Annotated in this window: 26 protein-coding genes and 1 riboswitch; of the genes, 14 read left to right on the top strand and 12 right to left on the bottom strand. The window is 65.7% G+C overall.

All coding sequences use genetic code 11. The annotated features are described in order from the left end of the window. The first annotated feature begins 19 nt into the window (after positions 1–19). Positions 20–1,123, top strand: a complete 1,104-nt coding sequence (locus tag CBI38_RS12225; RefSeq protein ID WP_109329177.1) for a branched-chain amino acid aminotransferase — start codon at positions 20–22, stop codon at positions 1,121–1,123. A gap of 22 nt (positions 1,124–1,145) precedes the next feature. On the opposite strand, the gene CBI38_RS12230 is transcribed toward CBI38_RS12225, so the two are convergent. From CBI38_RS12230 to cobU, 3 genes are read right to left on the bottom strand one after another with little or no spacing between them, the layout of a single operon-like run. Next, the gene (locus CBI38_RS12230; RefSeq protein WP_109329179.1) at positions 1,146–1,886 is read right to left on the bottom strand and encodes an adenosylcobinamide-GDP ribazoletransferase; all 741 of its coding nucleotides are present in this window, start codon (positions 1,884–1,886) and stop codon (positions 1,146–1,148) included. 2 nt (positions 1,887–1,888) lie between these two features. Next, complete coding sequence (cobT, locus tag CBI38_RS12235; protein WP_109329181.1) at positions 1,889–2,986, bottom strand: nicotinate-nucleotide--dimethylbenzimidazole phosphoribosyltransferase; 1,098 nt, start codon at positions 2,984–2,986, stop codon at positions 1,889–1,891. Beyond that, positions 2,983–3,630: a bifunctional adenosylcobinamide kinase/adenosylcobinamide-phosphate guanylyltransferase gene (gene cobU / locus CBI38_RS12240; RefSeq protein WP_109329183.1), complete on the bottom strand. Its 648-nt coding sequence runs from the start codon at positions 3,628–3,630 to the stop codon at positions 2,983–2,985. The genes cobT and cobU overlap by 4 nt, the downstream gene beginning before the upstream one ends. A 100-nt stretch (positions 3,631–3,730) precedes the next feature. On the opposite strand from cobU, the gene CBI38_RS12245 reads away from it, so the two are divergent. Further along, the gene (locus CBI38_RS12245) at positions 3,731–3,946 is read left to right on the top strand and encodes a hypothetical protein (RefSeq protein ID WP_109329185.1); all 216 of its coding nucleotides are present in this window, start codon (positions 3,731–3,733) and stop codon (positions 3,944–3,946) included. A 17-nt stretch (positions 3,947–3,963) separates the two neighbouring features. Here the strand turns inward: CBI38_RS12245 and CBI38_RS12250 are convergent, their stop codons facing one another. Next, positions 3,964–4,620: a DUF3043 domain-containing protein gene (locus CBI38_RS12250; RefSeq protein ID WP_109329187.1), complete on the bottom strand. Its 657-nt coding sequence runs from the start codon at positions 4,618–4,620 to the stop codon at positions 3,964–3,966. A 145-nt stretch (positions 4,621–4,765) separates the two neighbouring features. Here CBI38_RS12250 and CBI38_RS12255 point away from each other — a divergent pair, with 145 nt between their 5' ends. The 7 genes from CBI38_RS12255 to CBI38_RS12280 all read left to right on the top strand — a co-directional run bounded on the left by CBI38_RS12255 (position 4,766) and on the right by CBI38_RS12280 (position 9,726). Beyond that, positions 4,766–5,218 (top strand): ArsR/SmtB family transcription factor, encoded by a 453-nt coding sequence (locus CBI38_RS12255; protein WP_109329189.1) that lies wholly within the window; start codon positions 4,766–4,768, stop codon positions 5,216–5,218. Then, positions 5,215–6,255 (top strand): cation diffusion facilitator family transporter, encoded by a 1,041-nt coding sequence (locus CBI38_RS12260; RefSeq protein ID WP_109329191.1) that lies wholly within the window; start codon positions 5,215–5,217, stop codon positions 6,253–6,255. The genes CBI38_RS12255 and CBI38_RS12260 overlap by 4 nt, the downstream gene beginning before the upstream one ends. A 143-nt stretch (positions 6,256–6,398) precedes the next feature. Further along, positions 6,399–6,953: a class I SAM-dependent methyltransferase gene (locus tag CBI38_RS12265; RefSeq protein WP_230990160.1), complete on the top strand. Its 555-nt coding sequence runs from the start codon at positions 6,399–6,401 to the stop codon at positions 6,951–6,953. Positions 6,954–7,091: 138 nt separating this feature from the next. Continuing rightward, positions 7,092–7,652, top strand: a complete 561-nt coding sequence (locus tag CBI38_RS12270; protein ID WP_109335027.1) for a copper resistance CopC family protein — start codon at positions 7,092–7,094, stop codon at positions 7,650–7,652. Positions 7,653–7,768: 116 nt separating this feature from the next. Then, positions 7,769–7,921 (top strand): hypothetical protein, encoded by a 153-nt coding sequence (locus CBI38_RS37810; RefSeq protein ID WP_162603215.1) that lies wholly within the window; start codon positions 7,769–7,771, stop codon positions 7,919–7,921. 305 nt (positions 7,922–8,226) lie between these two features. Further along, positions 8,227–8,577 (top strand): HesB/IscA family protein, encoded by a 351-nt coding sequence (locus CBI38_RS12275; protein WP_109329195.1) that lies wholly within the window; start codon positions 8,227–8,229, stop codon positions 8,575–8,577. A gap of 174 nt (positions 8,578–8,751) precedes the next feature. Next, positions 8,752–9,726, top strand: coding sequence for a carbohydrate kinase family protein (locus CBI38_RS12280; protein WP_109329197.1), 975 nt, complete (start codon positions 8,752–8,754; stop codon positions 9,724–9,726). A gap of 69 nt (positions 9,727–9,795) precedes the next feature. Here the strand turns inward: CBI38_RS12280 and asnB are convergent, their stop codons facing one another. After that, positions 9,796–11,721, bottom strand: coding sequence for an asparagine synthase (glutamine-hydrolyzing) (gene asnB / locus CBI38_RS12285; protein WP_109329198.1), 1,926 nt, complete (start codon positions 11,719–11,721; stop codon positions 9,796–9,798). A 252-nt stretch (positions 11,722–11,973) separates the two neighbouring features. On the opposite strand from asnB, the gene ctaC reads away from it, so the two are divergent. After that, the gene (gene ctaC, locus CBI38_RS12290; RefSeq protein WP_109329200.1) at positions 11,974–13,047 is read left to right on the top strand and encodes an aa3-type cytochrome oxidase subunit II; all 1,074 of its coding nucleotides are present in this window, start codon (positions 11,974–11,976) and stop codon (positions 13,045–13,047) included. 41 nt (positions 13,048–13,088) lie between these two features. After that, positions 13,089–13,505 (top strand): cytochrome c oxidase subunit 4, encoded by a 417-nt coding sequence (locus CBI38_RS12295; RefSeq protein ID WP_109329202.1) that lies wholly within the window; start codon positions 13,089–13,091, stop codon positions 13,503–13,505. 70 nt (positions 13,506–13,575) lie between these two features. Here the strand turns inward: CBI38_RS12295 and CBI38_RS12300 are convergent, their stop codons facing one another. After that, positions 13,576–14,178 carry a TetR/AcrR family transcriptional regulator gene (locus CBI38_RS12300; protein WP_109329204.1) on the bottom strand — a complete coding sequence of 201 codons (603 nt, stop codon included), beginning with the start codon at positions 14,176–14,178 and terminating at the stop codon, positions 13,576–13,578. 67 nt (positions 14,179–14,245) lie between these two features. Between CBI38_RS12300 and CBI38_RS12305 the strand changes: the two genes are divergently transcribed. After that, entirely contained in the window at positions 14,246–15,181 is a 936-nt protein-coding gene (locus CBI38_RS12305) for a DMT family transporter (RefSeq protein ID WP_109329206.1), read from the top strand. 17 nt (positions 15,182–15,198) lie between these two features. Here the strand turns inward: CBI38_RS12305 and qcrB are convergent, their stop codons facing one another. From qcrB to ctaE, 4 genes are all read right to left on the bottom strand, one after another. Next, positions 15,199–16,827 carry a cytochrome bc1 complex cytochrome b subunit gene (gene qcrB, locus CBI38_RS12310; protein ID WP_109335028.1) on the bottom strand — a complete coding sequence of 543 codons (1,629 nt, stop codon included), beginning with the start codon at positions 16,825–16,827 and terminating at the stop codon, positions 15,199–15,201. A gap of 29 nt (positions 16,828–16,856) precedes the next feature. Continuing rightward, positions 16,857–17,999, bottom strand: coding sequence for a cytochrome bc1 complex Rieske iron-sulfur subunit (qcrA, locus tag CBI38_RS12315; protein WP_109329208.1), 1,143 nt, complete (start codon positions 17,997–17,999; stop codon positions 16,857–16,859). After that, positions 17,996–18,847, bottom strand: a complete 852-nt coding sequence (qcrC, locus tag CBI38_RS12320) for a cytochrome bc1 complex diheme cytochrome c subunit (RefSeq protein WP_204164917.1) — start codon at positions 18,845–18,847, stop codon at positions 17,996–17,998. Before qcrC ends, qcrA begins: the two co-directional genes overlap by 4 nt. Before the next feature lie 63 nt (positions 18,848–18,910). Next, a complete protein-coding gene (gene ctaE, locus CBI38_RS12325; RefSeq protein ID WP_109329212.1) occupies positions 18,911–19,522 on the bottom strand; it encodes an aa3-type cytochrome oxidase subunit III in 612 nt (203 codons plus the stop codon). 126 nt (positions 19,523–19,648) lie between these two features. On the opposite strand from ctaE, the gene CBI38_RS12330 reads away from it, so the two are divergent. Beyond that, positions 19,649–20,137 carry a hypothetical protein gene (locus tag CBI38_RS12330; protein WP_109329214.1) on the top strand — a complete coding sequence of 163 codons (489 nt, stop codon included), beginning with the start codon at positions 19,649–19,651 and terminating at the stop codon, positions 20,135–20,137. Between the two features lie 58 nt (positions 20,138–20,195). Further along, complete coding sequence (gene trpD / locus CBI38_RS12335) at positions 20,196–21,299, top strand: anthranilate phosphoribosyltransferase (protein WP_109329216.1); 1,104 nt, start codon at positions 20,196–20,198, stop codon at positions 21,297–21,299. An 18-nt stretch (positions 21,300–21,317) separates the two neighbouring features. Here trpD and CBI38_RS12340 read toward each other — a convergent pair whose 3' ends face one another. Both CBI38_RS12340 and CBI38_RS12345 read right to left on the bottom strand, forming a co-directional pair. Next, a complete protein-coding gene (locus CBI38_RS12340; RefSeq protein ID WP_109335029.1) occupies positions 21,318–21,593 on the bottom strand; it encodes an Lrp/AsnC family transcriptional regulator in 276 nt (91 codons plus the stop codon). After that, complete coding sequence (locus tag CBI38_RS12345; protein ID WP_418328324.1) at positions 21,590–23,386, bottom strand: DEDD exonuclease domain-containing protein; 1,797 nt, start codon at positions 23,384–23,386, stop codon at positions 21,590–21,592. The genes CBI38_RS12340 and CBI38_RS12345 overlap by 4 nt, the downstream gene beginning before the upstream one ends. A gap of 463 nt (positions 23,387–23,849) precedes the next feature. Beyond that, positions 23,850–24,012, top strand: a riboswitch (cyclic di-AMP (ydaO/yuaA leader). The last annotated feature ends 12 nt before the right edge of the window (positions 24,013–24,024 follow it).

The following is a 24,024-nucleotide window of genomic DNA, read 5'->3' on the forward strand; positions in this document are numbered from 1 at the left end:
GTTCGATAGGATCACCGGCATGACAGGTGTCACCGAGTTTCTTCGCGTCCCGCATCCTTCCCCCGCCTCGGATGAGGCGCGGCGAGAGATATTGGCGGCGCCCGGATTCGGTCGGTACTTCACGGACCACATGGTGTCGATCACCTACTCCGCCGTCCACGGTTGGCACGACGCCCGGGTGGAACCCTACGGTCCGCTCCAACTCGATCCGGCGGCCATGGTGCTGCACTACGGGCAGGCCATCTTCGAGGGCCTCAAGGCGTACCGGCAGCCGGACGGTGGCATCGCGACGTTCCGCATCGAGGCGAACGCCGAACGACTCGTCACCTCGGCTCGTCGGCTCGCGATGCCCGAACTTCCCGCCGAGTTGTTCGTCAAGTCGATCACTGAACTCCTCGACGTCGATCACGCGTGGGTGCCTGCCGCCGGCGGTGAGGATGCGCTGTATCTGCGTCCTTTCATGTTCTCCACCGAGGCCGGCCTGGGGGTGCGGCCGGCCGACGAGTACCGCTACCTCCTGATTGCCTCGCCTGCGGGGGCATACTTTCCGCGCGGGGTGAAGCCGGTCAGCGTGTGGCTTTCGACGGAGTACGTGCGCGCGGCTCCCGGAGGAACCGGCGCGGCCAAGTTCGCCGGCAACTACGCGGCTTCGCTTCTCGCCCAGGCGCAGGCGGCCGACGAAGGCTGTGATCAGGTGGTGTGGCTCGACGCCCTCGAGCGTGCATACGTCGAGGAAATGGGCGGGATGAATCTCTTCTTCGTCTACGGGTCCGGTTCCGATGCCCGCCTCGTCACACCCTCGCTGTCCGGCTCGCTACTTCCGGGCATCACCCGGAATTCGCTGCTGACCCTGGCAACCGACGCCGGTTTCGCAGTCGAGGAACGTCGTATCAGCACCGAGGAATGGCGAACCAAGACCCTGTCGGGAGAGATCACCGAGGTATTCGCCTGCGGCACCGCAGCAGTCATCACCCCGGTGGGACGGGTCAAGTCGGCAGAGGGCGAGTTCGTCGTCGCCGACGGGGAGCCGGGAGAGGTCACGATGGCCCTGCGGGACACCCTTACCGGGATTCAGCGTGGCACGTTCGCCGACACCCACGGCTGGATGCACAAGCTGCGCTGAATCAGCGCTTCTCGGCGGTCGCTCAGAGGAGGAAACCGACCGCTGCGGCCGCAACCGTGATCTCGATCGCGGCACCCAGCACGTCACCGTTCACGCCTGCGAACCGGCGGACACAGTGCGCCACCAACAGAGCCGACAGGGCGAGAGTCACCGCGACGACGATGATCCCGTGCCACCAGTCGGGGCCGCACCACGCCGCTGCTGCTAGCAGCGGGACCGTCCAGGCGAACGCCGTCCACCACGACTGTGTTTCGGCAACGAGTGCGCCGAAACCTTCAGTGGCCGATGCCGGAACTCCACGGCGGCAAGCGAATACGACGGCGACGCGCCCGGTCGCCACGGCGACTGCTACGGCCCCGAACTGTCCTGCAACGGCGAGTGAACCGAAAGCAAGAGCCTGTGTCCCGAGGCAGATCAGCAGGGCACACACGCCGAACGGGCCTGCGCCGCCACTGTGCATCACAGCCTTTGCGCGTTCAGGCGGCCCGTAACACCCGAGACCGTCGACCGTGTCGGACAATCCGTCGATGTGCATGCCACGAGTGGCGAGCGCGAGAGCCCCGACCGTCAACAGCCCTCCCAGGGCCGGGTTCAGTCCTGCCGACACCAGGAGCCACAGCAGGCCGGCGGCCAACACGCCCAGGGCCGCACCGGTCACGGGTGCATATCGGATCGCGCGCCCGCCTGCTGCACGGTCCACGCTGTCGGGGCCGCGGAGCGGGAGCACGGTCAACCAGGAAAACGCCAGCAACAACCCAGACACGATCAGTCCACGTCGGCGACGTCGGCCTCGGTGACGTCGCCAGTGCTGACTCCCGCCTCGTCGAACGTCGCCATGAATGCGAGTGTGGCCACGGCACCTTGCAGGATCGGTAGTGCGGCCACCGCGCCCGACCCCTCACCCAAGCGCATGTCGAGTTCGAGGAGAGGGTCCAGCTGCAGGTGTTTCAGGGCGATCGTGTGTGCCGGTTCGGTCGACCGGTGTCCCGCGAGCCACCACGCGCGGGCGCCGTGAGCCAGTTCCTCGGCAACCATGGCAGCGGCCGTGACGACGACGCCGTCGAGGATCACCGGCGTCCGGCGCGCGGACGCCTGCGCGAGAAAACCTGCCATCGCTGCAATGTCCGCGCCCGACACGGTGCGTAACAAGGCCACCGTGTCACGGACGACGGGCCGAGCGCGGCGCAGGGCGTCGCGGATCACCGCCGTCTTTCGTATCCACCCGGCGTCGTCGATACCGGTTCCCCGGCCCACCGCTGCGACGGGCTCGGTGTCCGTCAGCGCCGCGATGAGCACCGTGGCAGGGGTGGTGTTGCCGATTCCCATGTCTCCGGCGATGAGAAGATCAGCGCCGGAATCTATTTCGTGATCCGCGATGGAGCGACCGGCTTCGATGGCCCGCAGGGTCTCTTCGGAAGTGAGTGCGTCCTCGCGGTCGATCACCCCCGACGAGCGCCGCACCTTGTACGCCGACACCGTCGGATCGGTGTCGCCGTCGACCGACATGTCGACCACGCGCACACTGGCACCCGCTCGGTCGGCGAGAGTGTTGACCGCGGCCCCGCCGCCGAGAAAATTGGCGACCATTTGCGCCGTCACTTCGGGGGGATACGCCGACACCCCGGTGCGCGCGACTCCGTGATCCCCGGCAAAGACGACGACGCGGGCCCGTTCGAAAGGTGCGGGCGGACATATTCCCTGGCATGCCGATGCCCAGCATGCGAGTACCTCGAGCCGTCCCAGTGAGCCGGCCGGTTTGGTGAGCTGCAGTTGACGGGCTTCGGCCGTGCGGCGGATCGTGTCGTCCGGTGGGGGAACCGGATCGAACCGACCGGGGTCGTTGCTCACGGACTCGCTCGTCACGCTTGGCCTCTCGTTCGACTGGGAACTGTTGTCCCGGATGCATTCGCGGCGGGAAGGTCTTTCAGGGTCATGGTCAGCCCGGCCACCACGAGGACTGCCCGATCGCAGACCTCGGCCAGCCGGGCGTTGAGGGCACCGATTTCGTCGCGGAAGAGGCGTCCGGAGCGGGTCTCCGGGATGACGCCGAGGCCGACCTCCGGTGTCACGAGGACGAGGTCACCGGGGTAGTCGCGGACGCTCGCGACCAGTTCCTCAACCTCGCCTGCGAGGGTGCCTCGTGGCAGATCCCAGGCACCGGCGGCGTCGAACTCCACGGTCAGCCAGGTGCCCAGATCGTCCACCAGGGTGACAGGGGCGTCGGTGGACGACCGCAATTGTTCGGCGAGGTCGCGGCCCGGGGCCGTCTCGATCGTGGTCCAGGTGGCGGGACGGCGGACTCGGTGCTGCTCGACGCGGTCCTCCCAATCGACATCGCTGGGATCGCGGCGACTGGTGGCGAGGTAGCGGACCGATCCGGTACCCGCGAGAGTGTGCGCCAGCCGTTCGGCGTATGCCGACTTCCCGGATCGTGCGCCGCCGAGAACCAGGGTCCGCGAGGACCTGTGGGGGAGATCCGGTCGGTTCGGGGGTTCGGCGGGGGACACGGACGCAAACGCTACCAACCCGACAATTTGGCAGTATTTTGACGTACATCGTCATTTGCGCCACTGTTGGCCGGAAGGCGTCGAGCGGAGACTTTCAGCCATGACTGAGTTCCTCGCCCTTGTAGCGCTCTTGGTAGCGCTGAACGCGGCCGTGATGTTCGCCGGGAAGCGCCTGGGCACGCCACGCCCGTGGATTCGCCGCAGTTTCCGCGACAACTTTTTCCGGCCGGCCGACCCGCGTGCGGATCAGTCCGATAGCCACGACGCCCAACTGGGCCGACTACTCGCCGAGTCGCACCGCGCGCCGCATCACTGATGCGAAGAGGGTGAGTCCTAGATTGCGTCGCCCGGACGAACCCGGGGCTTCGGAGCGCGAAGCTTACGAATCTGCGACGCCCGAACGAACGCATACCAGCCGAGTTTGAAGCCGCCGTCGATCGTATCCGGGAAGCGCTCGCGCACCCGGGAGTTGATCTTGCGACCCAGCCACACGCCTTCTGCGGCCATGAACAGCATCATCACGAGCATCGCCAGCGTCACGATCGCCTGCAGGGCGGGGCTAACGAACATCGCCATGATCAGTACCAGCGCCAGTGGCATGAAAAGTCCGACGAGGTTGCGCCGGGCGTCGACGATGTCGCGGACATACGCGCGGACCGGCCCCTTGTCGCGCGGCAGGAGGTACTTGTCCTCCCCTGCGAGCATGCGGGCGCGCCGCTCGGACGCCGTGGCCCGCCGTTCCGCGGCAGCGATCTTGCGTTCTTCCTTGCTACCCCGCGTGGCTTTGCGGCGGGCCCGCGCCTCTTTCGCTGTCAGAGGTGCCGGTGCCACAGGTCCTCGCCGCCTCGCTTCCGCGTCGCGGCGTTTAGGAGTCGGACGGCCCTTGCCGACCTGTTCGGCGGACTCGGATTCCGGTGCCGTGGACGGCGCGGCCGTCTCGGCATCCCGCTTGTCTGAATTGTCCGAATCACCGCGGCGTAGCAATTTCACTCTTCCAGCCTATGGGAAGACGCGGTCACGAGGAAAACTGCCCTCGCACCGATATGCGGGGTGGCCTCGGCGGGCGAAGGCTTCGTGGGTGCGAGGACTTGCCCGGTTTCGGTAGAGACGGCGGATTGCGCGTTATTATCTGCGTATGAATGCAGATAACGGTTCATGCCGTCGGCGCTTGCCGGACGATCAGGTTGATCTGGTGGTCGAGGTCTTCCGCATGCTGGCCGATTCCACCCGCGTGCAGGTGCTGTGGGCGTTGGTGGATCGAGAGTTGTCGGTCAACGACCTGGCCGAGCATGTGGGAAAGCCTGCCCCGTCGGTGTCGCAGCATTTGGCGAAGCTGCGGATGGCGCGTTTGGTGCGTACACGGAAGGAAGGCACCCAGGTGATCTACCGGCTGGAGAATGATCACATCCGCCAGTTGGTTACCGATGCCGTGTTCAATGCGGAGCATGCCGGGCCGGGTGTTCCAGGGCATCACCGCACCGGTGACGAGTTGCGGATTCTGCATCCCGAGCGAAAGTCGGGTTCGGCTCCGTCTTCGGCAGGTGCCGAGGTTCCGGCTCCCGCACGTGCGGAGGGTGGACAGGCATGAGTCACGCGCCGAAACCACCGACTCACACCCACGGTGAAGGCCACACCCACGGTCACGGCCACAGGCGCGAGGGTGGTGGTCGGTTCCGGGCGGCGGTGCAGGAGGTGTTCGCCCCGCACAGTCACGACGCAGCGGACAGTGTCGACGACGCCCTCGAATCGAGCGAGATCGGCATTCGGGCGGTGAAGATCAGCCTGGTCGCGCTGGGTGTCACCGCGATTGCTCAGTTGGTGATCGTCGCCGTGTCGGGTTCGGTCGCATTGCTGGCGGACACGGTGCACAACTTCTCCGACGCACTGACCGCGATTCCGTTGTGGATTGCGTTCGCGCTCGGGCGTCGGGCGGCCACTCGCCGCTATACCTACGGGTTCGGGCGGGCCGAGGACTTGGCGGGGCTGTTCGTGGTCGCGATGATCACGCTGTCCGCAGTGATCGCCGGAGTGGAAGCCGTGCGGCGACTGATCACCCCGGTCCCGATCGAGCACGTCGGGTGGGTTGCCGCGGCAGGACTCGTCGGATTCGTCGGTAACGAATTCGTCGCCCTCTACCGCATTCGGGTGGGCCGCCAGATCGGCTCCGCCGCCCTGGTCGCCGACGGATTGCACGCACGCACCGACGGTTTCACCTCCCTGGCCGTGCTGTTCGGCGCGGGGGGTGTGGCCCTGGGCTTCCCATTGGCCGACCCCATCGTCGGACTGGTCATCACCGTGGCGATCCTCGCGGTCCTGCGCACCGCGGTGCGGGACGTGTTCCGCCGTTTGATGGACGGGGTCGATCCGGAACTCGTCGACGCCGCCGAGGAATCGTTGTCCGTAGAACCCGGGGTGAGTGAGGTGCGCAGCGTGCGAATGCGGTGGATCGGGCACCGTCTGCATGCCGACGTCGAGCTCGACATCGACCCCGAAATCAGCCTGGCCGAAGCGCACCGGTTAGCGCACGAGGCCGAGCACACCTTGACCCATGCGGTGCCGAAATTGTCCACCGCACTCGTCCATGCCTACCCCGCCCACCAACACGTTGTCGCCGGCGCGCCCTGATGCGCGTCGGCCGGGGTAGCTCACCGAAGGGAAAGTCGTCAATGGGACTCGCTCAACGACTGCTCGGCGGATCTCACGGACACGCCGACCACTCGAGCGGAGGACTGATTCGGCGCGCCCGATTATACGAGTGGTTCTCCGCAGTGGGGTTCGGTGGTTTCCGTCGCCGGGTCTTCGACGGCCTGGTCGCGCTGTCCGGTGCGAAACCGGGGGATGAGGTGCTCGACATCGGTTGCGGAACCGGCATCTTCTCCCGCCGTGCAGCCCGCGTGGTGCGTCCGGGTGGGCGGGTGGTGGGCATCGATCCGTCACCGCCGATGATCGAGTACGCGGCCCGGCGAGCCCTCGCGAACTGCACCTTCGTGATCGCCGGCGCCGAAGACCTTCCCCAGCCGGACGCGTCTTTCGACCTCGTGACCTCCAGCCTGGCCATTCATCACATTCCACCCGAACTGCGCGCGAAGGCGCTTGCAGAGGCGTTCCGGGTGCTCAGGCCCGGCGGGAGGCTGTTGATCGCCGACTTCCGGCCACCGCGCAACCGCATCGCCAACCACCTCGTCGGAGCTGTGAGCGGCCATGCGATGCAGCACAATCCGATCCACGAATTGGCCGGTTCGGTTCGCGGCGCCGGATTCGCGGTCACCGGGAGCGGTGACCGCTGGCCCCGCCTGCATTACCTTCAGGCAACACGACCCTGATCCACGATTTTCAGGCGCTCCCGGCTCGCGACCTATCCTGGTCCGAAAGTTCGCTGCTCCCCTGGAAGACCTTCTTGCCAGCGCGCTGCCTTCGCGGATCGGTGACTGTGCTCGACACCAAAAGAAATGAAGAAACACATGACTTCCTGGTTCACCCGCGCCGTCCTCGTCGCGGCCGCGGTCTTCGCCTGGGCCGCTCTGACCGCCGGCCCGGGAATGGCTCACGCCGCGCTCGAAAGCAGCAACCCGGCCGACGGCGCCCAGATCGATGCCGCCCCGGACAACGTCACCCTGGTGTTCAATCAGGACATTCAACCGAACTTCGCCGCCCTGACCGTGGTGGGTTCCGACGGCGCCCAGTGGGGGCGCTCCGAGCCGGCCGTCGACGGCCGGCTCCTGAGCGTCGACCTGGACGGTCTCGGCGCTGCCGGGCAGTACACCGTCGCGTTCCGGGTCGTCTCCTCCGACGGTCATCCGATCGCCGGCACCTACACCTTCGACCTCACCCAGGCAGGGGCCGCGGCTACTCCCACCGCCGGTACAGCGCTTTCGGCGACCACGGCTGCGAGCACCTCCCAAGCACAGCCAGCGGAGGAGTCCGGTGGATTCCCCGTCTGGATCCTGCTGGTGATCGGTGTGGTGGTCGTCGGCGGCGCGGTCACCTTCATGCTCGCCAAAAAGCCGAACACCCGAAGATGACCTCACGGTTCGTACTCGGCCGTCCACCCCGTCGACATCCGGCGGGGTGGACGGCCGGTCGCGTTTCCGGCCTCCGCTGGACGGCCCGATCTCGGTACACTTCGGGTACAAGCGAGGTGCTGACGACGTGGACGGTAGCGAAGCTCGAGGTCGAGGATCTGCGGTGGTCCCGGGTGGTGATCGCCGTTGCCGCCGGCATCCTGGGCCTGCTGGTTCTGCCCCCGATATACCTCTTCTTCCTCGCGGCCGTGATCGGCTTCTCAGGGTGAGCATGTTCAGCACCCGCACCCACCGAACCAGCGGTGCCACATTCGCATCTATCGGTCTCGGAATGCTGATTCCGGCCGCGGCAGCACTCGTCCTGCAGGGGATCAATTCCCTCTGACGACGGCCGTGGGTGCACGGCGTTAGGTAAGGGAACCCCTTTCGTAGTAACCGGAAATCGCGACGTCGGATACCATGGACGGTGATTGCTGTGCGGTCGCGCCGCAGAGGCAATGAAACCCGGGAATAAGTCGGGCGCGGAGTACCGTTGAAGCGTTCACGGGTTTGTTACGAACTACAGGGAGAGCCCATGACTGTGCAGAACGAGACCGCCACCCACGGCGTCAAGATGACCGAGGCTGCGTCCGCCAAGGCAAAGGCGCTGCTCGATCAGGAGGGTCGTGACGACCTCGCACTGCGTATCGCCGTGCAACCCGGCGGCTGCGCAGGACTGCGTTACCAGCTTTTCTTCGACGATCGCAACCTCGACGGCGACCTCATCGTCGACTTCGGCGGCGTAGCCCTCGCTGTCGACCGGATGAGCGCGCCGTACGTCGAAGGTGCGTCGATCGATTTCGTCGACACCATCGAGAAGCAGGGGTTCACCATCGACAACCCCAACGCCACCGGGTCCTGCGCCTGCGGCGACTCCTTCAACTGAGTCCCGGGCCGGCCGACAACTGAATCGAAAAGTCTGATGCGGAGCCCAGGTTCCGTGTCAGACTTTTTGGTGTCCGGACACCACTGTCCACCTCGCCGTGCTCCCACCCGATCATGGGTGGTACTGCGGGTACGGTGAGAAATCCCGCCCGAACTCACCGAAAGGCATCCGCCCGTGACAATTGCGGTAACCGGTTCCATCGCCACCGACCACCTGATGCGGTTCCCCGGCCGGTTCGCCGAGCAACTGCTCGCCGATCAGCTCAGCCATATCTCGTTGAGTTTCCTGGTCGATGACCTCGTGGTCCGGCGTGGGGGAGTGGGCGGCAACATCGCGTACGCCATGGGTGTCCTGGGCGGCTCGCCGCTCCTCGTCGGCGCCGTGGGGGCCGACTTCGCCGATTACCGTGAGTGGCTCGAGAGCAACGGCGTCGACTGCACCGCCGTTCGGATCTCCACGACGGCGCACACCGCGCGGTTCGTCTGCACCACGGATGTGGACATGGCGCAGATCGCGTCGTTCTACCCCGGCGCAATGAGCGAGGCTCGCGAGATCGAGCTCGAACAGGTCACCGGAACTAGTGGAAGTGTCGACTTGGTGCTGATCGGCGCCAACGACCCCGCCGCGATGATCCGACACACGGACGAATGCAGGCAGAAGAACATTCCATTCGCGGCCGACCCCTCGCAGCAGCTGGCCCGGCTCAACGGTGACGAGGCAACGGCGCTGATCCGAGGCGCCAAGTACCTGTTCACCAACGAGTACGAATGGGGATTGCTCCAGCAGAAGACGGGGCTGTCCGAGGAGCAGATTCGTGAGCAGGTCGGCGTCCGGGTCACCACGCTGGGTTCGAAGGGCGTCGACATCGTCGAGTCGGACGGAACCCATACCCGGGTCACCGTCGTACCGGAGAAGGGCAAAGTCGACCCCACCGGTGTCGGCGACGGATTCCGGGCCGGATTCCTCCTCGCGCACAGCGCCGGCCTGAGTTTCGAGCGCTCCGCCCAGCTGGGATCGCTCGTCGCAGTGCTCGTCCTGGAGACAATGGGAACCCAGGAGTGGACCTTCGACCGGGACGAGGCCGTCAAACGACTGGCCGATGCGTACGGCGCCACCGCGGCCGACGAGATTGCGGCGTTTCTCCCGTAAGGCGGCTCCGCCGCTCGTGAGTGGTTGAGGAGTCCCTGGACTCGTCAACCACTCACAGGCGCGGAGCGCCTAGAGGGACACCGGGTACGCAGGCTCCGCGATCTTCGGGGTGATCCGGTTCTCGACGAAGATGCCGTGCCAGACCATGAAGGTCAGGACGGTCCACAGGCGACGGCTGTGATCTGAGACGCCGTCCCGGTGATCGTCGAGCATCTTCGCGACGGCGGCCTTGTCGAGCAGATGGTCGGTGCCGGACGCGGCGATCTGCTCGTGCGCCCAGTCGAAGAGTTCCGTGCCGCGTAACCAGTGCCGAAGCGGCACGGGAAACCCGAGCTTGGCCCGGTGCAGCACGTGGCCGGGCACGATGCCTTCGAGAGCCTGCCGTAGCGCGTACTTCGTGGTGTTCTTGGTGATTTTCTGTTCCAACGGCACCCGGGAGGCCACCTCGAACACCTCCGGGTCGAGGAAGGGCACCCGCAGTTCGAGGGAGTTGGCCATGGTCATCTTGTCTGCCTTGACCAGGATGTCACCGCGCAACCAGGTGAACAGGTCGAGGTGCTGCATGCGGGCCACGGGGTCCCATCCCTGCGACTGGGCGTAGATCGGGTCCGTGACGTCCCGATGCGTCCATTCGGGACGGAAATCGCGCAGCACCGTGCGCAGCTGGGCGTCGTTGAAGCTGCGGGCGTTGCCGTAGTACCGCTCCTCGAGGGTGAGCGAACCGCGATTGAGCAAGCTCTTTCCGCGTGTCCCGTCGGGGATCCGTTCCGACAAGCGTCCGGCGGCCCGCCGCAGACCCTTCGGCAGATACTCGAACGGCTTCAGTGACAGCGGCTCGCGGTAGATGGTGTAGCCGCCGAACAACTCGTCGGCGCCCTCGCCCGACAGCACCACCTTGACGTGCTTGCGGGCTTCCTTCGCGACGAACCACAGCGGGACGAGGGCCGGATCGGCGACGGGGTCGTCGAGGTACCACACGATCTCCGGGATAGCCGCCGCGAATTCCGCGGGGCTGACCACCTTGACGACGTGCCGTGCCCCGATGGCCTCTGCCGACTCGGCCGCGACGTCGACCTCGGAATAGCCCTCCCGCTCGAAGCCGGTGGTGAAGGTGATCAGGTTCGGATTGTGGCGCATCGCGAGCGCCGCAATGGCCGTCGAATCGATGCCGCCCGACAGGAAGGACCCAACCGTGACATCGGCGCGCATGTGCTTGGCGACAGAATCCTCCAGAGCCGCCGCGATCTCCGCATACCGGGACTTCTCCGTTCCGGCGGTGAAGGGCCGCACCGGGAAGGCAGGGGCGAAATACCGGGTGATGACGGGTGCCTCGCCCGGACGCACCCGCGCGAAGCAGCCCGATTCGAGTCGGCGGATGTCCTTGTGCAACGTCTCCGGTTCCGGCACGTACTGCAACACCGTGTAGTGCTCCACGGCCCGCGGATCGAGGTCCGTACCGATACCGATGAGGTCGGCCAGCTCGAGCAGGCTCTTCTTCTCGCTGCCGAACGCGGTGCCGCCCGTCCCCGTCGCCAGAAACAGAGGCTTGATGCCGAAGGGGTCGCGGGCAATGAACAGCTCCCGCGTCTCGGTGTCCCAGATCGCGAACGCGAACATGCCGCGCAGGCGCCGCACAGCGTCCTCGCCCCAGTAATGGAACGCCGCGACGATGGCCTCACTGTCGCCTTCGGTCACGAACTGCGCCCCGAACTGCTCGGCCAGTTCCGCGCGAACCTCGAGGTAGTTGTAGATCTCACCGTTGAAGGTGAGGGCGTACCGCTGCGGGTTCTCGGCAGGACCCCACCGCAACGGCTGGTGGGAGTGTTCGATGTCGATGATCGACAGTCGATTGAAGCCGAACACGAGGTGATCGTCGTGCCACGTCCCGTGCTCGTCCGGCCCGCGATGCCGCAGGCAGTGCATCGCCTCGTCGACCTGTGAGACGGCGTAGTCGCTGGTTTCTCCAGAGGTCAGTAGCCCGAGCAGTCCGCACACAGCGTCCGGTACCTCAATTCAGAATCTGGGATGCTCCACACGGGTGTGGAGAGGTCAGGGAACTCTGCCGGAAAGTATGCCGCAGATTCCCGCGGCGGCCGGTTCCGGCCGTCGAGGACACCGCCCCGGCAGCGGTGGCGACACGACCGCCCGACCCGAGGAGGGACAGCCATCCGCTTTGGTCTACGCTGCGTAGTAATTGGGCCTTCCCATCGGGTGTGCCCTAGTGGAATTTGCGGCGATCAGGAAGGCGTGAACGTGGCGCAAGGTCGGATCCTTCGGCGGGCAGGGTTGGCAGCATCTTTGGGCGTTGCTGCCTTGCTGCTGTCGGGTTGTTCAATCGACAACGAAGTGCTTCGTTTCGGGTGGCCTTCGGGCGTAACCCCGCAGGCAGAACGCATGCGTGAGCTCTGGACCTGGTCGGTCATCGCCGCCCTCGTCATGGGCATTCTGGTGTGGGGCCTCACCTTCTGGGCGGTGATCTTCCATCGTAAGAAGAAGGACTCTCCCGAGTTCCCTCGCCAGACTGCGTACAACGTGCCGCTCGAGTTGGCGTACACCGCCGTCCCGTTCGTCATCATCGCCGTTCTGTTCTACTTCACGGTGGTCGTGCAGAACCACGTCCTCGACAAGGAGGACAACCCCAACGTCGTGGTCGACGTCACTGCCTTCCAGTGGAACTGGAAGTTCGGTTACCGCTCCATCGACCTCGGTGACGGCCAGGCCAAGTACGACGGCATCGACCAGGAGGCCCAGGCGGCCGTCGAGGCAGGCGCGGCGTCCGGAACCGAGCACGGGGGCGAGGGCGGTCACGCGCAGCCCGGTGCAATCCACGGCAAGTCCCCACAGGACCTGTCCTACCTGCACTACGACAAGATCGAGACCATCGGCTCCAGCCAGGAGATCCCGATCCTCGTCTTGCCGACCGGTAAGCGGATCCAGTTCGAGCTCGCTTCCTCTGACGTCATCCACTCCTTCTGGGTGCCGGAGTTTCTCTTCAAGCGGGACGTCAACCCGAACCCCAAGGAGAACCAGTCCGACAACGTCTTCCAGATCAGTGAGATCGAGAAGGAAGGCGCCTTCGTGGGACGCTGCGCCGAGATGTGCGGAACGTTCCACGCGATGATGAACTTCGAGGTTCGCGCTGTGAGCCCGGACAAGTTCGCGCAGTACATCGATCTGCGTAAGCCTGCCGACGAGGGTGGCCGGGCGCTGACCACGGCGGAGGCTCTCGAGGCTATCGGCGAGTCGCCTGTGGCGACCTCCACCTCACCGTTCACCACCGATCGCGGCTACCAGCAGGCGAGCGGTGTCGAAGGTAACTGACCCCGCTGCTGATACCTCATTGACCAAGGACAAGTGCTGATATGAAGATCGAAGCCAAGCTCTTCGAGATCCTGACGGTATTCTTCATTCTCGTCGCGATCGTCTACGGCGTGTTCACCGCCGTCTCCCGGACCGGTATCGAGTGGGCGGGTCTGACCGGCATCTGCCTGTCGGCGGGCCTGACATTGATCATCGGTACCTACTTCCGGTTCGTCGCCCGCCGCCTCGACACCCGGCCCGAGGACTACGAGGACGCAGAAATCGCCGACGGCGCCGGCGACCTCGGGTTCTTCAGCCCCGGAAGCTACTGGCCCATCCTGCTGGCCGGTGCAGCGGCCCTCGCCGGCCTCGCGCTGGCGTTCTTCCAGCCCTGGATGATCGTCGTTGCAGTTGTTGCCGTGTTGGCGGCAGCGGCAGGCCTGGTCTTCGAGTACCACGTCGGACCTGAAAAGCACTGAGCATCAACACCCCACGGCGGGGCGTCGGAATCCTTGGGGATTCCGACGCCCCGCCGTTGTTGTCGCATCTCTAGCGGGAGGCCGTGACGGCCGCGCGCAGCAGTGCCTGTGACCGAGCCGACGCGAGGGTGAGCGCGTCCTCGAACACGTGAAGACCATGTGCCACCAGAGCCCCCTCGTGGAGCAGCATGAAGGTGCAGGCAAGTTCGTCGGCGTCTGACACCGCCGCGTCGGCGCATACCTGCGTGAACAGTGCGAGCATCCACCGCTTCTGATCGATGATGACGCGGTACGCCGGATGGGCTGGGTCGCTGATCTCGGCGTGCGCGTTCACCATGCTGCAGCCCTTTGTACTGTGCTGACCGGCCCAGTCGCGGGATGCGTCGAAGATAGCCTTCAGGCGTCCGTCCGGTGAGCTGCCCGCTGCGTCGAGATAGCCGGCAAGGAACAGTCGCCAGCGCTCGTCGCGGTCGGCGAGGTACTCGACCACGAGCTGTTCCTTGGACCCGAACCGGTCGTACAGCGTCTTCTTCGTGACGCCCGCCTCCGCAGCGATGAGATCGACCCCCACAGCGGAGATTCCGCGTTCGTAGAACAAGCGGTCGGCTGCGGCCAGGGCACGTAGGGCCCCGGGGGTCAGCGTGACTCGTCTCGGTTCCGGCACTGTGCTCATGACAGAAGTATACAGATCGGTATAGCGTGGGTTGCTACACAGATCTGTATACCCGGGGAGGTTCTTCGTGAATGTACTTCTCGCTGTGGCCTTCGTCGTGTGCTGGAGTTCGGGCTTCATCGGAGCGAAACTCGGTGCCGGCACCGCCGATCCCATCACCCTGCTCATGTGGCGGTTTCTGCCCCTCGCCGTGGTGCTTGTCCTCGGCACAATGCTCTTCGGACTCCACCTCTGGAGTGGCATACGAATGCACACGGTGCGGCGCGAGATTGTCATCGGCGCCCTGTCGCAAACGGGCTACCTCCTCACCGTCTACCAGGCAATCGGCTTGGGGGTCTCCAGTGGGACCACGGCGTTGATCGACGGTACTCAGCCTCTCGTCGTCGCCGTACTTGCCGGACCGCTGCTGAGGGAGTATGTCGGGCCGCGTCAATGGTGGGGTCTGGCGCTCGGTGTGGCCGGAGTCGTGACGGTCACCGTCGGCGATGCCGCGTCGTCCGGGGGAGTGGTGTGGTGGGCGTATCTGGTGCCGTTCGCAGGGATGCTCTCACTGGTAGCCGCGACGTTCTTGGCGCGCCGCTCACCTCGGGACACCGATCCCACGGTGTCGCTGACGATCCACTGTGTCACCAGCGCGGTGTTGTTCACCGCGATGGCCGGAGCGGGCGGAGATGTGACTCCACCGGCTGACGCCACATTCTGGCTTGCCGTGACCTGGTTGGTGGTTCTGTCCACCTTCGGCGGCTACGGCCTGTACTGGCTGGTGCTGCGACGCAATGGTGTCACCCGGGTCAATACGCTGATGTTTCTGATGGCACCCGTGACGGCGGTGTGGGGGGCCGTGGCCTTCGGTGAGCCCTTCGGAGCCCTCACCGCGACAGGCCTGCTGTTGAGTCTCGGTGCAGTGACAGTGGTGTTCCGTGCGCAGTCGCGAGAGGAGGGAGGAGACGTAGCTCGTCCTATAGAGGCAGGGCCCCGAACCACAAGTGGTTCGGGGCCCTGATCAGTGCGGGGTCAGCCTCAGTGGGCCTCGCCGTTGCCGGAGCTTCCGTTGCCGTGCACCCGATTCTGCAGCTCGGTCAGCATGGTGAGCTGTTCGCGTTCACCATGATGCAGAGCGGCCTCGAGAGCTTCGCTCTCTTCGATCGGGTCAGCGGTGACAAGGCTGCCGGAGCCGGGCTTGCCTGCGGAGCCGAGCTTGTTCATCTTCTTCGGGATGGCCGCACCCTGGTACTCGAGCGGAATCGGGTGGCCATGGCCGTCGACCGGGCCGAGCGGCTGGTGGATCTCGATGTACTGACCATTGGGCATCCGCTTGATGATGCCGGTCTCGATGCCGTGCTCGAGAACCTCACGGTCGCTGCGCTGCAGACCCAGGCAGAACCGGTACGCCACGAAGAACGCGAGGGGCGGCAGCAGCACCATGCCGATACGGCCGATCCAGGTCATCGCGTTCAACGAAATGCTCAGGTGGTACGCGATGATGTCGTTGATGCAGGAGATCGTCAGAACGGCATAGAACGTCAGTGCCATCGCGCCGATCGCCGTGCGGACCGGAACGTCCCGCGGACGCTGCAGCAGGTTGTGGTGAGCGTCGTCCTTGGTCAGACGCTTCTCGATCCATGGGTAGGCGATGAGGACGGTGAAGACGAGCCCCATGATCAGCGCCACCGCGAACACGGCCGGGATGGTGTACCGGTCGAACAGGTAGATCTCCCACGCGGGCCACAGACGGGCCAGGCCGTCCGTCCACATCATGTAGATGTCGGGCTGCGACCCGGCGGACACCTGTGCCGGGTTGTATGGGCCGATGGTCCACACCGGGTTGATCTGCAGCACGCCGCCCATGACGGCGAGAACACCGAAGGTGATGGCGAAGAACGCACCCGACTTGACGGCGAAGACGGGGAGGATTCGGACGCCGACGACGTTCTGTTCCGTGCGGCCGGGGCCGGGGAACTGCGTGTGCTTCTGGTACCAGACGAGCGCGAGGTGACCGGCGATCAGCGCGAGGATGATGCCGGGGAAGAGCAGGACGTGCGCCACGTAGAGCCGGGGGATGATCAGGTCGCCGGGGAAGTCGCCGCCGAAGATCACCCAGTGCAGCCAAGTGCCGGCGATCGGGATGCTCAAGGTGATACCGGAGAACGCGGCACGCAGGCCCGTGCCCGACAGGAGGTCGTCGGGAATGGTGTAACCGAAGAAGCCCTCGAACATGGCCAAGATCAAGAGAAGGCAACCGATGACCCAGTTCGCTTCACGCGGACGCCGGAAGGCGCCGGTGAAGAAGATGCGCATCAGGTGCACCACGATGGATGCCGCGAACATCAACGCCGCCCAGTGGTGAATCTGCCGGACGAACAATCCGCCGCGCACCTCGAAGGAGATGTTCAGTGTGGTCTCGTATGCGCGAGACATGGTGACGCCACGCAGAGGCTCGTACGCGCCGTTGTAGACCACGTGGGCCATCGACGGGTCGAAGAACAAGGTCAGGTAGACACCCGAGATCAGCAGAATGACGAAGCTGTACAGCGCGATCTCACCGAGCAGGAACGACCAGTGGGTGGGGAAGACCTTGTTGATCTGCCGCCGCATTCCGGCCGCAAGGTGGTAACGGGAGTCCATTGCCTCCGCCTGGCCGGCGGCCATGGCGTTCAGTTTGGACGGTTTGTTGTTGGTCACGGTCGACGCTCCCAAAATGCCGGGCCGAGAGCTTCGATGTAGTCACCGGTGGCGACCAGGAAACCCTCTTCGTTCACTGTAATAGGCAACTGCGGAAGTGCACGAGCAGCAGGACCGAAAATCGGCTTTCCGTAGGTCAGCGCGTCGAACTGCGACTGGTGGCACGGGCAGAGGATTCGGTTGGTCTGCTGTTCGTACAGCGACGTGGGGCAGCCGAGGTGGGTGCAGATCTTCGAGAAGGCGAAGTAGTCGCCGTAGTTGAAGCTCTCCTGGCCCTTACGCTTGGTGACCCTTTCGGTGTCTTCGGTGCGCAGACGGATGAGCATCGTCGCGTTGCGGATGCCGCGCAGGCCTGCGAGCAGGGCGTCGTGGTCGCCGCGGTCGGACTCGCGGAAGGGGAAAACGGTTTCCATGGCACCGGCGTCGAGGTCTTCCGGACGGACGAGGACGACGTCCTCGGGTCGACCGGTGTCTCGGCGCAGGTAGATGGTCTCGCCGGCGTAGCGGGGCGTCCAGCCGGACACCCAGAGCGGCGAATCGTCACGCTGCGCCCACGGGTTCTTGACCAGGCCACCGAGCGGCATCAACGACATGATTCCGAGTGCGCCACCACCGAAGAGGAGGCTGCGCTTGATGAGCTTGCGGCGGCCGAGCGTCGAGGTGTCGAAGGAGTCTCCGAGTTCCGCGACGATGGTCCGGCGGTCCGTCTCGGACGATCCGCCGTCGTGGCGATCCTGAACGGACAGCTCTTCCGGGATGAACTTCTTGGTGAACTGGACGGCGCCAACACCGAGGCCGAGGATGGCCAGACCCATGGTGAGACCGATCAGCGGGGTGTACAGGCTGTACGCCGAGTAGTTCTCTTCACCGGCGCCGGCGTACTCCCACGGCCAGAACAGGTAGATCGCGATGAACGCCACGGCCGAGACGCCGGCGAGGGCGAACCAGAACGCCACGGAGCGTTCGGCACGCTTCTCGGCCTTGGTTCCTTCGACCGCCCAGCGGTTGCGGCGGAACGCGACATCGACCCCGTCGAGGTTGGTACCGAGTTCGACCAGCTCGTCGCGGCTCAGGTTCTCGAGTTCCGCGTCCGTGTATTTCTTTGGCGTAGCGCCGCCCGGTTGGCCAGCGTCGCTCATGACCTTGCTCCGATCCACAGTGCTGCACCGACGACAGCGATGATTCCGACGACCCACATGGCCAAGCCCTCGGATGCCGGACCTATGCCGCCGAGTCCGTATCCACCGGGCTGCTTCGTCTCGCCCGACGACTTGATGTAGGCGATGATGTCCTTCTTCTCCTCGAGGGTCAGCTGACGGTCCGAGAACTTGGGCATGTTCTGCGGTCCGGTGACCATCGCGGTGTAGATCTGCTGCTCGTTGGCCGGGTCCAGGACGGGCGCGTACTTGCCGGAGGACAGTGCTCCGCCGCGACCGGTGAAGTTGTGGCAGGACGCGCAGTTGAGGCGGAAGAGTTCGCTTCCTCGTCCGATGTCGCCGCCGCGCAGCGAGGACTGGGCGATTTCGCCGTTCTCGTCGCGCACGACCGTGGGGCCGCCGCCGTTGGCCTGGATGTAGGCGCCGATGGCGTCCGTCTGCTCCGCGTCGAACTTGAGAGGCTTGCGCTCGATCTGCGCCTCGTTACGCGAGGCGGGCATGCGTCCCGACGACACCTGGAAGTAGACGGCGGCCTCACCGACACCGATCAGGCTGGGCCCGCGGTCCTGCACACCCTGAAGGTTCGCACCGTGGCAGGTGATGCACGACGTGTCGTACAACTGCTTGCCTTCGCGGATCAGTGCTGCCTGATCGTCGGTTGCGGTGGCCACCTGCGGGGTAGGCGTCAACGCGGACGCGAGGAAACCGGCGCTGACCAGTCCCATCATCAGGACCAGGGCGCCCGTGACGCGACGGCGTAGCTTGCGCTGGCGACGCGTCTTCGCGGCAGACGCCGTGGTATCGGATGCGGGCGGGGGGGATGAACTCATCTGTATCCCTTTGGTATGTCGGGACGGACTGGACGTCAGGGGGCTGCCTGGGCGTTCAGCTGATCAACGGATGAAATAGATCGTGGCAAACAGGGCGATCCACACGATGTCGACGAAGTGCCAGTAGTACGAGACGACGATCGCGGCGGTGGCCTGAGCGGGCGTGAACTTGCTGACCTTGGTGCGGGCAATCAGGAAGACGAACGCGATGAGACCGCCGATGACGTGGAGACCGTGGAATCCCGTGGTCATGTAGAACACCGAGCCGTACACGCTGCTCGAGATGGACGTGCCGTGCTCGACGAGGTGCACGTACTCGTATGCCTGGCCGAGCACGAAGAACGTGCCCATGGCGAGGGTGAGCAGGTACCAGCGACGCAGACCGAAAACGTCACCGCGCTCGGCCGCGAACACGCCCATCTGGCACGTGAACGACGAGGCGATCAGCACGAGCGTCACCGGCACGGCGAGGAAGAGGTTCAGCTCGGTCGGCTCCGGCGGCCAGTTCCCATTCGCCTGTGCTCTGGCCACGAAATACATGGCGAAGAGCCCTGCGAAGAACATGAGCTCACTTGACAACCACACGATGGTGCCAACGCTGACCATGTTTGGTCGGTTCAGCGAGTGCACGCGTTGGGTGATTGCTGATCCTGAAGTCCCTACTGCGCTCGTCACAGACAGAAGTATGACGCTTCGTCGTAAGAGACGACTACCCGGGTCCACCCTCGGCGCGCCGACGCGTCCCGCTTGTCCGATTCTGCCTGCTGACACGCTGGTAGCGGGGCATGAAAGGGTGGAGGAATGCGAACTCGTGACAACAGTACGGGGTGGTGGCGGAGACTGTTCGGCGGCGGCAGGTCGGCGCCTCCACTGGATCCGGACCGGGAAGATCTCGTCGTGGTCGCCTCCTGCTTCGACGACGTGGAGGCGTGCTCGACCACGCTCGAACGCGCGGCCTCGGAGACTCCGGTGTGGCGGGCCGGCGAGGAGGCCGTGCTGCGTCACCATTTGAGACTGCCGGCGACCTCGGTCGGCGAGGCGGAGTCCATTGCCGCGCAGGACGGATACCGGCCACGGCGCACCGGCGTCGCAGTTGCCGACGCCTCCGACGCCTCCGGGGCGGCAGAGGGGACCGCGGAGTTGGTGTTGCAACGGGTCCAGGTGCTGGACGCGCTGCACTGTTCCCAGGAACGGTCGAGAATGGCCGGGCTGGCGCAGCGTCTCGGTGGGGACGTCGCGGGGTGGGACGCAATGCAACCGGTGCGCGAGACGGATGCGCAAGGCAACTAGGCTGCGGAGAGCGGATCACACGAGTACACATCGCTACGAGTTTCGAGGGGACACGACGATGCAGAGCCCGATCGTGCAGGGCCCGGACGCCCAGGGGACGAACGACACGACCCCACCGGTCCGCACGTGGCCGTCGGTTCTCGGGGCGCTCACCGAAGGACGCGACCTGTCGGTGGAAGACGCGACGTGGGCGATGGACGAAATCATGTCCGACAATGCCACGTCCGCCCAGATCGCCGCGTTCGGTGTCGGCCTCAAGATGAAGGGTGTCGTTCCGGAAGAACTGCGCGGACTGGCCGACTCGATGCTGGGCCATGCGCGCAAGGTGCCGGTCGATGCCGATGTCGTGGACATCGTGGGTACCGGTGGCGACCGGTCCAACACCGTCAACATCTCAACGATGGCGTCGATCGTGGTGGCGGCCAGCGGTATTCGGGTGGTGAAGCATGGAAACCGGGCCGCTTCCTCGAAAAGTGGCGGCGCCGACGTACTCGAAGCACTCGGTGTCCGGATCAACTTGGGGCCCGACGAGGTGGCACGCTCCTTGCGCGAGGCCGGTATCGGTTTCTGCTTCGCGCCGGTCTTCCATCCCGCCCTCCGGTTCGCGGCGGCGCCGCGTAAGGAAATCGGCATCCCGACGGTGTTCAATGTGCTGGGGCCTCTCACCAATCCGGCGCGGCCGCGCGCGGGACTCATCGGCTGCGCGTTCCTCGATCTGATCCCGGTTGTCGCTGGGGTGCTGGCGCAGCGCGGTAACTCCGCACTCGTGGTGCGGGGGGATGACGGCCTCGACGAGCTGACGACGTCGAGCACGTCGACCGTGCATCTCGTGTCCGAGGGATCGGTGACGGTGCGTCAGCTCGATCCTCGCGATCTCGGTATCGCCCGGGTGTCGCTGGACGAGCTGCGGGGCGGGGACGCCGAAGCGAACGCGCTGGTGGCACGGCGCCTCCTCGACGGCGAGGCCGGGCCGGTGCGTGACGCGGTGCTACTCAACGCTGCCGGCGCCATTGCGGCCTTCCGTGGTCTCGGCGACCGCCCGCTCGAAGAAATCTTGGCCGAGGGTATTACGACGGCAGCTCAGGCAATCGACAGTGGAGCGGCGGCGGCACTTCTGGCGAAGTGGGCCGCAGTCACCTCGGCGATGACGGCGACCAAGTAGCGCGCCGCCCGGCGCCGGTCATTCGCCGATGGAGAATCCGGCCTCGACATCGGCGCTCGAATAGGACTGGAACGCGATGTGCGTTGCCGTCCTGGACACTCCGTCGACCTTGTTGATCCCCTCGGTGACCACTTCAGCGATCTTCGCGTGGTCCCGGACCCGCACGATCGCGATCAGGTCGATGTCGCCGGCGCAGGAGTAGACCTTGTCGACGCCGTCGATATCGGCGACGGCTTGCGCCGTTTCCGGGATGCGGCGAGCTTCGGCGTGGATCAGGACGATGGCGTTGATCATGAGTGCCACCCTATGTGGTGGGGAACAGCGTCGGGCACAGGCGCTCGGGACTCCGGTTCGGGTGTCGGTTCACTGCCGGCGCGGGCCCGCTCGCACCACTCCGCCCACGATCCGGCCCCCCGCGCGGGTTCGCAGTATCCCGCGGAGGCGCTGACTATGCGGGTGCCCTCGCTATCGAGCCAGCGGGCCAGCAGACCGGCTTCCTCGGGCGAGGCCCCGCGGAGCGGCGCATCATCCGGAACGACGGTCTCTGCAGCGAGCACCAGAGCCTCGACCACCGGCATCGGGTGTACTCCGCGCCGCGCACGCCCGGAGGATGCGAGCCGGCCGTGCCGGATCACGGCGAACTCCCAACCTCCGGTGGCGGCCGGGCGGGCCGCCACGATCTCGTCGAGCGCGGTGAGGGCAGCCAGCCGTTGCATCCTGCGCAATGCGAGGGCGACGTCGGCAGTGCGGTCGCGCAGCCGGGCGGCGTTCTCGAACAGCTCGCTCGCCGCTAGCGCGTCCAGCCGTGTGCGCATCCGCCGCAGTGGCGTGTCGTCGACGCCTCGCAGCAGGTGACGAAAGAGTCGGGGGCCGGGGCTGTAGTCGTCCTCGGATTTCAGACCCTGCACGGCCGCAGGGCACCGGGCGAGTTCGCGCGGCGGACATTGCGGTCCATGTTCGCGTCCTTTCGGTATCCGGGTGGTGCAGGTGCGCAAGACGCAGTACTCGGCGAGCGTCTCTGCGACCTCGACCGCGGTGGAGCGGGAGCGGAACGGGCCGAGTGAATCCGGAGTGGGAGTGCGTACGACGGACAGTCGGGGAAAGGCCTCGACTGTGAGTGTGATCCACCATCCGCGCTTCGGATACTTCGACCGCCGGTTGTACGGCGGCGTGTGTGCGGCGAGTAGGCGCAGTTCACGGACACCGGCCTCGAGCGCGTGCGAGCACTCCACATGATCGATCCGCGTGGTGAGCGCCACCATCTCCTTCATCCGTCCGCGCGTCTCGGACCCGGTGAAGTAATTGCGTACCCGGCGCCGCAGATCTGTCGCCGTTCCGACGTAGAGCACCTCGTCCGAGGGGCCACGGAACAGGTACACCCCGGGGGCGTGCGGTAGGTGACTGGCGAGGGTGCGCTTGGCTCGCTGGTGGGAGGAAACGTCGGGAAGGTAATCGACGAGTTCGGTGAGACTGTGCACTCCCTGGTTGCCGACCCGATCGATCAGAGCGTGCAGGACGTCGACGGTGGCGCGGGCGTCGTCGAGTGCGCGGTGAGTGGGCTGTGTGCTGACGTCGAAGAGCCGGGCAAGGGAGGACAGCTTCACCGACGGTGCTTCGTCGCGGGTGAGGACGCGGCGCGCCAGCTTGACCGTGCACAGCACCGTGAACTTGGGCCAGGGGGTGTCGGTGGCCGCCGCGGCGGCCTTGAGGAAACCGGTGTCGAAGGGAGCGTTGTGCGCAACCAGCACCGAGCCGCGTGCGAATTCCAGAAAGGCGGGCAGTACCCGCTCGATACGCGGGGCGTCCACGACCATCGCCGTGGTGATTCCGGTGATCTCCACGATGTGCGGCGGGATGGAGCGACCCGGATCCACGAGGGTGGCCATCTCACCGAGTACTTCGCCGCCGCGCACCTTCACGGCGCCGATCTCGGTGATCGCGTCCTCCCCGGGCCGTCCACCGGTCGTTTCGAGATCGACGATCACGAAGGTGGTATCTCGCAGCGGGGTGTCGAGCTCGTCGAACCTCAGTTGCTCGAACTCCGGTTGCACGAATTTCGGTAACTCGGGTACGCCGGAAACTCTCACAGCCCGGAGCGTATGGGCGGGTACCGACAAGCCTCTTCCGACGAACACCCGAGAGGTGAGAGACGAGGATCACACTGCCTTTTCCCGGCTCGTCCCGGAGTGCGGTAGCGGGCAGCGATTGTCGTGCAGTGGGTGTGCCTCGGGCGGACGACGACAGGTGTTCGGCCTCGGCGACGCGTTGCGGGTCTCCTATCGAGGAAGGGTATGTGAACTGCAAGGATGCGGGGTCGGCGAAGGCTCGTCGCGAAAAGGTCGGGCGAAATCACCGCAGCCGCTATCGAAAAGAGATCGGAAACCAACCGGCTGTTATCTCGCTGTTATCGGAACCCGGTACAGGCGCCCGCGGCGGGTATCCCTGCGCCCGATGGACAATCTTCGCGTGTCCCGGTCGACATCCGGGTACTCCATTTCGTAACCTTCCTGAGACCTAGCGGAGTCTTGCCGCCCCACACCGGGACAGCATCGCTAGTCACCGCCTAATCGGCTTCTCGTGAGAGGGCCGTACCGGGAACCCAAGTTTCTACTGGGGTGAATCCTGCCGGGACGTTCGTCGGACCGGTGGGTAGGGCTGATCTTCCCAGCCCGAACCCGTCAGCTAACTCGGTCGGCGGACGAATGGAAGAAACGGAGTACCCCTT

Source organism: Rhodococcus oxybenzonivorans, assembly GCF_003130705.1.
Lineage (GTDB): Bacteria > Actinomycetota > Actinomycetes > Mycobacteriales > Mycobacteriaceae > Rhodococcus_F > Rhodococcus_F oxybenzonivorans.

Bases quoted from the DNA above. Each gene is read 5' to 3' on its own strand.
- CBI38_RS12225 (WP_109329177.1), top strand. From the start codon at position 20: ATGACAGGTGTCACCGAGTTTCTTCGCGTCCCGCATCCTTCCCCCGCC.
- CBI38_RS12245 (WP_109329185.1), top strand. From the start codon at position 3,731: ATGACTGAGTTCCTCGCCCTTGTAGCGCTCTTGGTAGCGCTGAACGCG.
- CBI38_RS12255 (WP_109329189.1), top strand. From the start codon at position 4,766: ATGAATGCAGATAACGGTTCATGCCGTCGGCGCTTGCCGGACGATCAG.
- CBI38_RS12260 (WP_109329191.1), top strand. From the start codon at position 5,215: ATGAGTCACGCGCCGAAACCACCGACTCACACCCACGGTGAAGGCCAC.
- CBI38_RS12270 (WP_109335027.1), top strand. From the start codon at position 7,092: ATGACTTCCTGGTTCACCCGCGCCGTCCTCGTCGCGGCCGCGGTCTTC.
- CBI38_RS12275 (WP_109329195.1), top strand. From the start codon at position 8,227: ATGACTGTGCAGAACGAGACCGCCACCCACGGCGTCAAGATGACCGAG.
- CBI38_RS12295 (WP_109329202.1), top strand. From the start codon at position 13,089: ATGAAGATCGAAGCCAAGCTCTTCGAGATCCTGACGGTATTCTTCATT.
- CBI38_RS12300 (WP_109329204.1), bottom strand. From the start codon at position 14,178: ATGAGCACAGTGCCGGAACCGAGACGAGTCACGCTGACCCCCGGGGCC.
- qcrB (WP_109335028.1), bottom strand. From the start codon at position 16,827: ATGGCCGCCGGCCAGGCGGAGGCAATGGACTCCCGTTACCACCTTGCG.
- qcrA (WP_109329208.1), bottom strand. From the start codon at position 17,999: ATGAGCGACGCTGGCCAACCGGGCGGCGCTACGCCAAAGAAATACACG.
- qcrC (WP_204164917.1), bottom strand. From the start codon at position 18,847: ATGAGTTCATCCCCCCCGCCCGCATCCGATACCACGGCGTCTGCCGCG.
- CBI38_RS12330 (WP_109329214.1), top strand. From the start codon at position 19,649: ATGCGAACTCGTGACAACAGTACGGGGTGGTGGCGGAGACTGTTCGGC.
- trpD (WP_109329216.1), top strand. From the start codon at position 20,196: ATGCAGAGCCCGATCGTGCAGGGCCCGGACGCCCAGGGGACGAACGAC.
- CBI38_RS12340 (WP_109335029.1), bottom strand. From the start codon at position 21,593: ATGATCAACGCCATCGTCCTGATCCACGCCGAAGCTCGCCGCATCCCG.